At 39.1% G+C, this 11053-nt stretch carries 11 protein-coding genes; 10 read left to right on the top strand and 1 reads right to left on the bottom strand.

Annotated elements, in window-relative coordinates; translation table 11 throughout:
* Nucleotides 1–95: 95 nt before the first annotated feature.
* On the top strand, nucleotides 96–842 hold the full coding sequence (locus HMPREF1519_RS07715) for an NADPH-dependent oxidoreductase (protein ID WP_014634418.1): 747 nt from the start codon (nucleotides 96–98) through the stop codon (nucleotides 840–842).
* Nucleotides 843–867: 25 nt separating this feature from the next.
* Here the strand turns inward: HMPREF1519_RS07715 and HMPREF1519_RS07710 are convergent, their stop codons facing one another.
* Entirely contained in the window at nucleotides 868–1725 is an 858-nt protein-coding gene (locus HMPREF1519_RS07710) for a metallophosphoesterase (protein ID WP_037611790.1), read from the bottom strand.
* A gap of 93 nt (nucleotides 1726–1818) precedes the next feature.
* On the opposite strand from HMPREF1519_RS07710, the gene queG reads away from it, so the two are divergent.
* From queG to HMPREF1519_RS10120, 9 genes are all read left to right on the top strand, one after another.
* A complete protein-coding gene (gene queG, locus HMPREF1519_RS07705) occupies nucleotides 1819–2937 on the top strand; it encodes a tRNA epoxyqueuosine(34) reductase QueG (protein WP_037611789.1) in 1119 nt (372 codons plus the stop codon).
* Between the two features lie 52 nt (nucleotides 2938–2989).
* Nucleotides 2990–4088 (top strand): peptide chain release factor 2 gene (gene prfB / locus HMPREF1519_RS07700; protein ID WP_096833329.1). Its coding sequence is split into 2 segments (ribosomal slippage): nucleotides 2990–3061 and nucleotides 3063–4088, totalling 1098 coding nucleotides; the frame shifts between segments, so codons are not numbered across the junction.
* An 87-nt stretch (nucleotides 4089–4175) separates the two neighbouring features.
* Entirely contained in the window at nucleotides 4176–4868 is a 693-nt protein-coding gene (gene ftsE, locus HMPREF1519_RS07695; RefSeq protein ID WP_002885005.1) for a cell division ATP-binding protein FtsE, read from the top strand.
* Nucleotides 4861–5790, top strand: a complete 930-nt coding sequence (gene ftsX, locus HMPREF1519_RS07690; RefSeq protein ID WP_003092823.1) for a permease-like cell division protein FtsX — start codon at nucleotides 4861–4863, stop codon at nucleotides 5788–5790. Before ftsE ends, ftsX begins: the two co-directional genes overlap by 8 nt.
* 154 nt (nucleotides 5791–5944) lie before the next feature.
* Nucleotides 5945–6427: an NUDIX hydrolase gene (locus HMPREF1519_RS07685; protein WP_002885066.1), complete on the top strand. Its 483-nt coding sequence runs from the start codon at nucleotides 5945–5947 to the stop codon at nucleotides 6425–6427.
* Between the two features lie 9 nt (nucleotides 6428–6436).
* Nucleotides 6437–7615, top strand: a complete 1179-nt coding sequence (locus HMPREF1519_RS07680; protein WP_022495774.1) for an AI-2E family transporter — start codon at nucleotides 6437–6439, stop codon at nucleotides 7613–7615.
* A complete protein-coding gene (locus HMPREF1519_RS07675) occupies nucleotides 7605–8834 on the top strand; it encodes a tetratricopeptide repeat protein (protein ID WP_037611788.1) in 1230 nt (409 codons plus the stop codon). The genes HMPREF1519_RS07680 and HMPREF1519_RS07675 overlap by 11 nt, the downstream gene beginning before the upstream one ends.
* Before the next feature lie 121 nt (nucleotides 8835–8955).
* On the top strand, nucleotides 8956–9513 hold the full coding sequence (gene lepB / locus HMPREF1519_RS07670) for a signal peptidase I (RefSeq protein WP_002884860.1): 558 nt from the start codon (nucleotides 8956–8958) through the stop codon (nucleotides 9511–9513).
* A 157-nt stretch (nucleotides 9514–9670) separates the two neighbouring features.
* Nucleotides 9671–11053: GBS Bsp-like repeat-containing protein (locus tag HMPREF1519_RS10120; RefSeq protein WP_051413959.1), on the top strand; the 1383-nt coding region annotated here is incomplete at its 3' end.

Here is an 11053-nt window from a genome sequence, read left to right as displayed (position 1 = left end):
GTGAAGAGAAATGATCACAAGTGAAGAGAAATGATCACAAGTGAAGAGAAATGATCACAAGTGAAGAGAAATGATCACAAGTTAAGGAGAAGGCCATGAACGAGACCATTAAGACACAACTCAATCACCGCAGCATCCGTCAATTTAAACCTCTAGCTTTGACACAGGAAGAAGTTGACCTTCTGGTTGATGTTGCCAGACATACGGCAACTAGTAATTTTAGACAATCCTATTCGATTATCAGTATTACTGATCAAAAATTGAAGGAAGAAATTGCTGAAATTGCGAATCAGCCTTATATTCCAAATGCTGGTCATCTTTTTGTATTTGTTGTAGACCAAAGACGTAATACTTTGATTGCAGAGGCAAAGGGTGCTGAAGCCTTGGTGCAAGGTAGTCCCGAACGCTTTATCTCGGCCTTTTCAGATGCAATGATTGCTGCTCAAAATGTGGTAGTGGCTGCTGAGAGTTTAGGCATGGGAACAGTCTTCTTGGGGAGTATCTTGAATGATAATGCCAAGCTTTCGGAGCTTCTCAAACTGCCTAAGTATGTCTATCCTGCAGTAGGCCTAGCAGTTGGTTGGCCAGACCAGGAACCACAGCTTAAACCTCGTTTGCCACGTCACGTTATCCATATGGAAAATTATTATCAGGATTTAGAAAATCCTTTAGAGGAGCTAAAAGATTACGATGCTGAAGTCCATGAGTATTACGACCTCCGCGATTTAAATAATAGGGTTGATGAATTTACGACTCAGATTGCTAAGACCATGGATAAATCAGTTGCTAACCGTGCTAATACCTTGAAGGACCTTCAAAAGCAGGGATTTTTCACCGACTAAAAAAACGACTCCCATAAGAGTCGTTCTACAAATCAAATAGTGTCATGGATGAAAGGAACTCATTTACTAGTTCCTTTTTTTCATACTCTAAAAACTCTTGTCGTTTCTTGACTAGGTTGTAACGCTTGGAGAGGTTCCATGTTCCAGTAGGATTGAGTTCAGGGTGATTGGAAACAAAGTCAATGGTTAAGTCCCATTCTCGTCGGTATCCAAGAGGACGCGAGTGATAGGTTACACCGTCAATAGTTACTGTCCCATAACTGCGGTGGGCATGACCAAAAACAACATCTTTAACACCATGTTTGACGAAAATCTGATGGAATTGTTCAGATCCCAAATAAGCGTTAAAAGGTTTAAAACGTTCGTGCGTCATGGTGAAACGACTATGAGGAACGAAGTGCATGGCAACTATAAGGTTACTAGTGTCTAATTCACTTAAGATATTATCTAGCTTCTTGAGACTCCTTTGACAGATTTCCGGATCAGTATCTAAACGCTTAAGTCGACGGTCGAACCAGAGTTGCTTCTTACGATTAAGAATCTTTTCCAAATTTTCATCAGAATAGGAATAATCATACCACCCATGAAAAGCCAATAATGTCTTGCTACCTAAATCAGTCACCTGAAAATCAAGATTATCAATAAGGTCATCCTCTAAATCAAGCATATCATGATTGCCTAAATTATAGGTGACCTTGACCGCCTTGGACAGTTTTTGTAGGAAAGGTTTTGTGTCAGCATAATAATGGTTAGAAATATCACCAGCGATATGGAGATGGCTAACTTCTTGATCTTTTAGGCACTTTATTAGAGTATCGATTTCATATGTTTCAAAGTGATTCAAATCAATATGTAAATCACTCATTACTGCAAGTCTTGTCATAGGAACATTGTAACAAAAAGGTTAAGGCTTGTCTCTAAATGAAGATGATGGAAAATACTTGCCCTTGGACTACATTTTCATTATGATAAGAATATGGATATCAAGTTAGAAATACAAAAGATGGCCAAGGAGATTGGCATTTCAAAAATTGGTTTTACAACCGCCGATGATTTTGCCTATCTGGAGAAATCCCTTCGACTTGGTGTCGAAGAAGGGCGAACAACAGGGTTTGAACATAAAAATATTGAAGAACGTATTTATCCTAAGTTGACCTTAGAATCGGCTAAAACCATCATTTCCATTGCAGTTGCCTATCCACATAAGTTACCACAACAACCACAAAAAACAGAGTATAAGCGTGGTAAAATCACACCAAATTCATGGGGGTTAGATTATCACTATGTTTTGCAGGACAAACTAAAACGCTTGGCAGAGGGTATTGAAAAACTGACGGAAAACTTCGAATATAAAGGTATGGTGGATACTGGAGCCTTAGTCGATACAGCAGTGGCCAAGCGAGCTGGTATTGGCTTTATCGGAAAGAATGGACTGGTCATTTCGAAAGAATACGGATCCTACATGTATCTTGGTGAGCTCATCACTAATTTAGAGATAGAGCCAGACCAAGAAGTTGATTATGGTTGTGGGGATTGTCGTCGTTGTTTGGATGCCTGTCCGACATCTTGCCTTATTGGTGATGGGACTATGAATGCCCGTCGTTGCCTATCCTTCCAAACCCAGGACAAGGGCATGATGGATATGGAGTTTCGAAAGAAAATCAAGACTGTCATCTATGGCTGTGACATTTGTCAGATTTCCTGCCCATATAATAGAGGTATTGACAATCCCTTGGCATCAGAGATTGATCCTGAGCTTGCTATGCCAGAATTACTCCCATTTCTAGAGCTGACCAACAAATCTTTCAAGGAGAAATTTGGATTGATTGCCGGTTCTTGGCGAGGAAAGAATATTCTTCAGCGCAATGCCATTATTGCCTTGGCTAACCTTCATGATCGAAATGCCATTGTCAAACTGATGGAGATTGTCGATAAGAATAATAATCCCATTCACACGGCGACTGCCATTTGGGCTCTCGGTGAGATCGTTAAAAAGCCTGATGAGGCTATGTTAGACTATATGCGGAATCTTTCACCTAAAGATGAAGATGCCCAAGCAGAGTGGGAGCTTGTGTGTGCAAAATGGCAAATTTAAGTGATTTATGCTAGAATTAAGCATAATACTATAAAATGGAGGAAACCTATCCATGGAAGTGGCAGAAATTCGCCAAAAAATCTCTGAAAATCAAGAGAAGCTCGTGAGCTTCGGGAGGTCTCTTTGACTTAGATCGTTTGGAAGAGGACATAGCACTCCTTGAAAACCGAATGACTGAGCCAGATTTTTGGAATGATAATATTGCAGCTCAAAAGACCTCACAAGAGTTAAATGAGCTCAAAATGAAATACGAAACTTTCAACAATATGCAAGAACTCTCTGACGAGACAGAGCTTTATTTAGAAATGTTGGAAGAAGATGATAGTGTTCAAGAAGAGCTGGAAGAAACACTCGAAAAACTTGATAAGATTATGACAAGTTACGAGATGACACTGCTCTTGTCTGAACCATATGACCATAACAATGCTATTCTGGAAATTCACCCAGGCTCTGGTGGTACAGAAGCTCAAGACTGGGCTGATATGTTGCTCCGTATGTACCAACGTTATGGAAATGCCAAAGGGTTCAAGGTTGAGACTTTGGATTATCAGGCGGGTGATGAGGCTGGAATCAAATCTGTAACCCTTGCTTTTGAAGGACCTAATGCTTATGGTTTCCTCAAGTCAGAAATGGGTGTCCACCGTTTGGTTCGTATTTCACCATTTGACTCTGCCAAACGTCGTCATACCTCATTTACATCTGTGGAAGTTATGCCTGAATTGGATGATACCATCGAAGTTGAAATCCGTGATGATGATATCAAGATGGATACATTCCGCTCAGGTGGTGCTGGTGGTCAGAACGTCAACAAGGTTTCTACAGGTGTGCGTTTGACCCACATTCCAACAGGTATTGTTGTAGCTTCAACAGTTGACCGTACACAATACGGGAACCGTGATCGTGCGATGAAAATGCTTCAAGCTAAGCTCTATCAAATGGAGCAAGAAAAGAAAGCAGAAGAAGTGAATGCTTTGAAAGGTGATAAGAAAGAAATCACTTGGGGAAGCCAAATTCGCTCATACGTTTTCACGCCATATACCATGGTTAAAGATCACCGTACAGGCTATGAAGTTGCCCAGGTTGATAAGGTAATGGATGGAGATATTGAAGGCTTCATCGATGCCTACCTCAAGTGGCGCATGGAAGAATAGTAATAACATACTTGTTTTAAGTATTAAAATACTCTATCTCAATGAAAGGAAGGCGTTCAGCTACTTTAGTAGTTGAATACTGACATTATGGCTCTTATTGAATTAAAAGATGTTACTAAGAAGTATGATAAGTCAACAACAGCCCTTAGACACATTGATTTGTCTGTTAACTCTGGGGAGTTTGTTTACTTAGTCGGCCCTTCTGGTGCTGGTAAATCAAGTTTAATTCGCTTGTTCTACCAAGAAGAAAAATTAACGAGTGGTTCTATGAAGGTTGGAGAGTTTGATTTAACTCGACTTCGTAAGAAAGACGTTCCACTCTTGAGACGTTCCATTGGAGTTGTTTTCCAGGATTATAAACTCCTTCCAAAGAAAACAGCTTTTGAAAATGTTGCTTATGCCATGGAAGTTATTGGTGAGAAACCTCGTCATATCAAGAAACGAGTGGCAGAAGTACTTGAGTTGGTTGGTCTTAAACACAAGATGCGTTCGTTTCCAAATCAATTGTCTGGTGGTGAGCAACAGCGTGTCGCTATTGCTCGTGCTATTGTAAATAATCCAAAAGTGTTGATTGCGGATGAACCAACAGGGAACTTGGACCCAGAAATTTCTTGGGAAATTATGCAGGTCCTTGAACGTATTAACTTACAAGGGACTACCATTATAATGGCAACCCATAACTCAACTATCGTTAATAACCTTCGTCATCGTGTCGTAGCGATTGAGGAAGGACGTATTGTTCGTGATGAAGAGGAAGGAGAGTACGGTTACCATGATTAGACGCTTTTTCCGCCATTTAGGAGAATCGATTAAGAATCTCAAACGTAATTTGTTGTCGACACTTACGGCAGTATTTTCGGTAATGATTGTTCTTTCACTTTTAGGTGTCTTTGGCTCTGTTATCTTAAATACACAGAAATTGGCTTCAGATATTGAAAAGAATATTCAGGTCAATGTCTACTTGGATCCAGATTCATCAGATGCCTCGAAAACAGTCAAGGAACTTTCTGGACAGATTGTAGCTAATAAAGACTACCATAAGATTTATGATGCTTTAACCAAGATCAAAGGTGTAGATAAGGTTACCTTCTCTAGCAAAGAAGAACAAAAGAAACAACTCATTGAAACAATGGGGTCAAGTTTCGAGACAGCTACTGGGGATGCTAACCCACTATCTGATGTTTACATCGTTCAAACGAAATCACCAGATGATGTCAGTCGAGTTGCTAAGGAAGCTAAAGCCATTCAGGGCGTTGATAATGCTAACTTTGGTGGGTCAGATACTGAAATTCTGATGTCTACTATGAAACGTGTTCAATTCTGGGGCATCATTGCTACAGCTCTCTTAACGATTGTGGCTGTCCTATTGATTTCGAATACCATTCGAATTACCATTATGTCACGTGCGACTGAAATTCAAATCATGCGTTTGGTAGGTGCCAAGAATTCATATATTCGTCGTCCCTACTTGATGGAGGGTGCTTGGATTGGTGCGCTTGGTGCTATCATTCCTTCAGGACTCATTTATCTTTTGTATCACATGGTTTACTCATCTTTGAACCCTGATTTCGTTAAAGGTGGTATTTCGATGTATGATCCAGAGTGGTTTGTCTATGCGGTTATCGGAACCCTCTTTGCAGTCGGTATCATTATCGGTTCGATTGGGTCACGTATGGCAATGCGCCGTTATTTGAAATACTGAAGAGATTAAAGGAGAACCAATCTGGTTCTCTTTTTGTTTGTCATAAGATTGAGAAAAGCAGATTTTCAACTATATCTCAAAATCGTCTGCTCAAAGCCCAAATCCAAACCCATATTTGGTATAATATTAAAAAACATTGGAAAAGAGATGCATTATGACAAAGTTAGCTACCATTTGTTATATTGACAATGGAAAGGAGCTTTTGCTCCTACATCGTAATAAAAAGCCTAATGATGTTCATGAAGGAAAGTGGATTTCTGTTGGGGGAAAACTAGAAGCGGGAGAAACGCCTGACGAATGTGCTCGTCGTGAAATTCTCGAGGAAACCCATTTTACAGTGACTGAGATGGATTTTAAAGGGATGATTACCTTTCCAGAATTTACCCCTGGTCATGATTGGTACACCTATGTCTTTAAGGTAACTGGTTTTGAAGGAGAACTCATCTCAGATGAGGAATCTCGTGAAGGAACGCTTGAATGGGTACCATATGATGAGGTCTTATCTAAACCAACTTGGGAAGGTGACTACGAGATCTTCAAGTGGATTCTTGAAGATAAGCCTTTCTTCTCTGCAAAATTTGTCTATGATCGTAACCAAAACTTAGTAGACAAGACTGTAACCTTTTATGATAAATAGGGAGGAACTATGAAGCGTAAAAAAACAGAACATTTTTCAGAAACATGGTTTTTTAAGTGGATATTGAATAATCAGGCTGTTGTAGCCTTTTTCATCTTACTTTTGGTTGGTTTGACGGTTTTGATTTTCACAAAGATAAGTCCTATTTTTTCACCCGTCATTCAGTTTATGACCATTATTATGTTGCCACTGGTTATTTCCATGCTCCTTTATTATTTAATAAAACCTTTGGTACTACTTGTAGAAAGAACTGGACTAAACCGAACCATGTCTATCTTAGTCATCTACGCTATCCTTGGTTTGCTCTTGGTTTGGGGAATTTCGACGGCTATTCCTAGCTTACAAAATCAAATTTTGATCTTGATAAGAAATGCACCATCATATATTGCACGTGCTAATAGTGAGACGGAACGTTGGATTAATCTTCCTATTCTTTCCAACTTCCACGGTGATCTAGAGTCCATGCTTAGTGATTTCTCAGCGAGAATGGTCAATTATGCTGAGAACTTTTCTTCATCTGCTTTGACGTGGGTTGGAACTTTTGCGAGCACAGTAGCAAGGGTGACAGTAGCTATCATTTTGGCACCTTTCATTCTTTTCTACCTTTTAAGAGATAGCCAAAAGATGAAACATAGCTTTGTCTCAGCCTTACCAACTCGCTTTCGTGAAACAACTGTTCGTATGCTTTCAGATATTAATAGTCAGCTCGAAGGGTATGTTCAAGGCCAGGTTACAGTCGCTATTGTCGTTGCCATTATGTTCTGTATTATGTTTAAGATTGTAGGTCTTCGATATGGTATGACTTTTGGTATTATGGCAGGTTTTCTAAACATGGTTCCTTATCTAGGAAGCTTTCTTGCTATGGTACCAGTTGTAATCATGGGACTGGTACAAGGACCTGCGATGTTGATTAAGGTCCTCATCATTTTTGTCATCGAGCAAACTATTGAAGGACGTTTTGTTTCTCCACTTGTTTTGGGAAATAAACTAAGCATTCACCCGATTACCATTATGTTTATTCTCTTGACAGCAGGCTCTCTGTACGGTGTTTGGGGCGTCTTATTGGGGATTCCAATTTATGCTTCTGTCAAGGTTGTTGTTAGAGAGATTTTTGATTGGTACCGTTCTGTAAGTAATCTTTATCAAGATGATTTAGAAAATGAAGGACAAAAAGACGATGTTAAATAGTGAAAAAATGGTTGCCTCTATTGGAAACCAAGATTTAGACCACGCAGACAAATATTTTAAAAAAGCTTTACGAGAAGATCCTGCAGAGGTTCTTGTTGAGTTAGGTCAATACTTAGAGTCTATTGGTTTCTTACCTCAGGCACAGGAAATTTACGAAACAGTTCGTTTTGATTTTCCAGAGGTTAATGTCAATCTAGCACAAATTGCAGCCGAAGATGGCGATATTGAAGAGGCCTTTCTTTATTTGGATGCCATACCTGAAGACTCTGACGACTATTTGTCTGCTTTAATTGTAAAGGCAGACCTCTACCAAATGGAGGGCCTAACTGATGTGGCACGTGATAAGTTGTTGGAGGCAAGTCAACTATCAGATGACTCATTGATTATTTTTGGTTTGGCTGAGATGGAATTTGAACTTGGAAATTTTGAACAAGTTATTCAATACTATGCTAAATTGGATAATCGTGACCTCCTGGCAATGACTGGTGTTTCTACTTATGAACGCATTGGTAAGGCTTATGCCAGTCTTGGTAAGTTTGAAGCTGCTCGTGAATTTTTGGAAAAAGCTATTGAAATTGAATACGATGATACCATTGCTTTTGAGTTAGCCACTTTGCTCTATGATCAAGAAGAGTATCAAAAAGCTAATTTTTACTTTAAGCAGATAGAAACAATGTCTGCTGACTTCGAGGGTTATGAGTATTTTTACGCCTTGTCCTTACATGCAGAACATAAAACTGAAGAAGCATTACGTATGGCACAACAAGGGATTTCAAAAAATGCTTTTGATGTTCAATTACTTTTGTTAGCATCACAGTTATCCTACGAGTTGCATGACACTCAATCTGCTGAATCTTATCTGAAGCAAGCCTTACCACTCGCTGAGGACCAAGATGAGATTGTTCTACGTTTAAGTACTCTCTATTTAGAAGAAGAACGTTACGAGGATCTAGTAGCTTTAGCCGATTACGAAGTTGATTCTGTTTTGGCTCGTTGGAATATTGCCAAGGCCTACCAAGCACTTGATGATGAAGAAGAAGCTTTTCAAATCTATCAAGATTTGGCTACAGATTTATCTGAAAATCCTGAATTCCTCCATGATTATGCATATATCCTGCGTGAATTTGGTTACAGAGATCAGGCGCGTGCAACGGCAGAAAAATACCTTGCCTTAGTTCCAGATGATGTCAATATGCAAACATTTCTTGAGGATTATTAAGCTGCGAAAGGCTTTAATCCTTGGTTTAAAGAGAGGGAGAGATACATTGAGCTTGTTCACTCCCTCTTTTTTTATTTCTCTATTTATGTTATGATTTTATTAGAACCCATAAGGAGTAAGTATGGTTAAGAGAGATTTAATTCGAAATATTATCATAGCAGTTCTTGCCATTGTAGTGATTTTGTTGTTAAGAGCATTTGTCTTTTCAACACACCGTGTGACTGAAGGTCAGGCGAATGACTATATTCATGCTGGTGATTATGTTACTTTCAATAAAAATGTTGAACCTCAGAAAAAAGATTTTATTCTTTATACAGTTAATGGCAAGGAATATATTGGTCGTGTTATTGCTGATGAGGGCAAGAGCGTGACAGCTATGGATGATTTCCTTTATGTCAATGATAAGTCAGTTGACGAAGCCTATATTAGCAAGGATAAATCAGCTTATTTGGCGACAGTTTCACCTGGAAACTTCTTCACTGATGATTTTTCCATTGCAACATTGACAGATAATAAACAAACTAAGATTGAAAAGGGTCAATATCTTGTACTGAACGATAACCGTCGTAATACAGATGATAGTCGTAAGTTTGGTCTTATTGAAAAGGACCAAATTAAGGGTGTTATCTCTTTCAGATTGTATCCTCTATCACGTTTTGGTTTCGTTGATGTCGATTAATATTTCAATACTACTAAAAAAGCTAGGAACTTTTGACAAGTTTCTAGCTTTTTTTGCGAATAAATTGGTGAAGGTTTATTTTAAGACTTTATGATGCTGATAGTTTCATCGTCTTAAAATGAATCAGCAGAAATTGTAAGTAGAAAAGGAAATTAAGATGCAATTAGGATTTCATTTTGGATTTAAGAAAAGCAAAGCTTATGGACTGTGCGGTGTTATGCTAGCAATCTTATTTTTAGGCATGTCTGGTCACTCGGCTAAAGCAGATGAAATGTTATCACCAACTGACACATCTTCAACTTTGAAAGAAAGTACAGATAATCATGCGACAAGTTATTCTGAAATAGGAGTACACGATGATTCAACGAGTCAAATGAATCTACAAAGTGAAAAGGTATTAGAGGAGGAGCAAACAAGTCTGGCAGATTCTTCAAAAATAGCTGTCTTAACCAATAGTTCTGTGACCACAAGCTCTTATCAAGAGGCAGATGAACTTAGCGAAATTGATCAAAATCAAAGTCATTTTCTTAGTGCCATTAAGCAAGGAGCAATGGATGGAGCCAAGGAAGGAGTCCTTCCCTCTATTACGGCAGCGCAAGCTATCCTAGAAAGTGGTTGGGGAAGCTCTGAACTTGCTAAGGCTCCCAACAATAATCTTTTTGGCATTAAAGATTCAGAAGACTGGAATGGAGAAATCGTGACTGTGCCTACCCAGGAATATGTTAATGGTGACTATATCAAGATCAATGCAGCTTTTCGAAAATATACCTCATGGAATGATAGCGTAGTAGACCATGCAAAATTTTTCACGAGTACCGAGTGGCGAAAAAACAATTACCGAAAAGTTGTGAATGAAACAGATTATCGCATTGCGGCTCAGGAACTGAAGAATGCAGGATATGCGACAGATCCAAGTTACGCTGGAAAACTTATCTCTTTGATTGAAGCCTATAAACTTTATGAATGGGATGCAGTGAGCAATACGACCAACTCCGTCCTAGAAAATGAAGGAGTAGAGAGTCAAAATCCTAAAGCCGACCTTGCCATCACTGGTCTCAACAATGCTACTGGTAGCTATGATCTTGTCATTTCAAATTTAGTTGCGCCACGAGGCTTCAAAGAAGTCTTGGTTCCAACCTGGTCAGAAGAGAACGGTCAAGATGATATCATCTGGTACAAGGCAGCTAAACAAGCTAATGGAGACTATAAGGTAACCGTTCGTTCAAGCAACCATAAGGGTGATAGCGGTCTGTATAATTCCCATGTTTACTTGGTTGATAATGACGGTAAATATATTGGCCTTGGTGGCAAACAAGCAACACTTGATATCACTAAGACTCAAGGAACTTTAACTATTGCCAATAATGATAAAAATCGTGGAACCTTTGATGTTCTTATCACCAACCTGACGAATCCAAGCGGTATTTCAGGTATCCTTATCCCAGTTTGGTCTGAGCAAAATGGTCAGGATGATCTTGTTTGGCATAATGCTACAAAACAGGATAATGGTTCCTACAAGGTGACGATTTCAGCCAGTCAA

The sequence above is a fragment of the Streptococcus sp. SR4 genome, from assembly GCF_000517725.1.
Classification (GTDB): Bacteria; Bacillota; Bacilli; order Lactobacillales; family Streptococcaceae; genus Streptococcus; species Streptococcus salivarius_F.
Note: the sequence above shows the minus strand (reverse complement) of the source record. Positions and strands in the feature narration are given on the sequence as shown.

What these genes read in the sequence shown, in the direction of transcription:
- queG (WP_037611789.1), top strand. Translation starts at nt 1,819, where the DNA reads ATGGATATCAAGTTAGAAATACAAAAGATGGCCAAGGAGATTGGCATT.
- HMPREF1519_RS07680 (WP_022495774.1), top strand. Translation starts at nt 6,437, where the DNA reads ATGAAGCGTAAAAAAACAGAACATTTTTCAGAAACATGGTTTTTTAAG.
- HMPREF1519_RS07710 (WP_037611790.1), bottom strand. Translation starts at nt 1,725, where the DNA reads ATGACAAGACTTGCAGTAATGAGTGATTTACATATTGATTTGAATCAC.
- lepB (WP_002884860.1), top strand. Translation starts at nt 8,956, where the DNA reads ATGGTTAAGAGAGATTTAATTCGAAATATTATCATAGCAGTTCTTGCC.
- HMPREF1519_RS07715 (WP_014634418.1), top strand. Translation starts at nt 96, where the DNA reads ATGAACGAGACCATTAAGACACAACTCAATCACCGCAGCATCCGTCAA.
- HMPREF1519_RS07675 (WP_037611788.1), top strand. Translation starts at nt 7,605, where the DNA reads ATGTTAAATAGTGAAAAAATGGTTGCCTCTATTGGAAACCAAGATTTA.
- ftsX (WP_003092823.1), top strand. Translation starts at nt 4,861, where the DNA reads ATGATTAGACGCTTTTTCCGCCATTTAGGAGAATCGATTAAGAATCTC.
- HMPREF1519_RS07685 (WP_002885066.1), top strand. Translation starts at nt 5,945, where the DNA reads ATGACAAAGTTAGCTACCATTTGTTATATTGACAATGGAAAGGAGCTT.
- ftsE (WP_002885005.1), top strand. Translation starts at nt 4,176, where the DNA reads ATGGCTCTTATTGAATTAAAAGATGTTACTAAGAAGTATGATAAGTCA.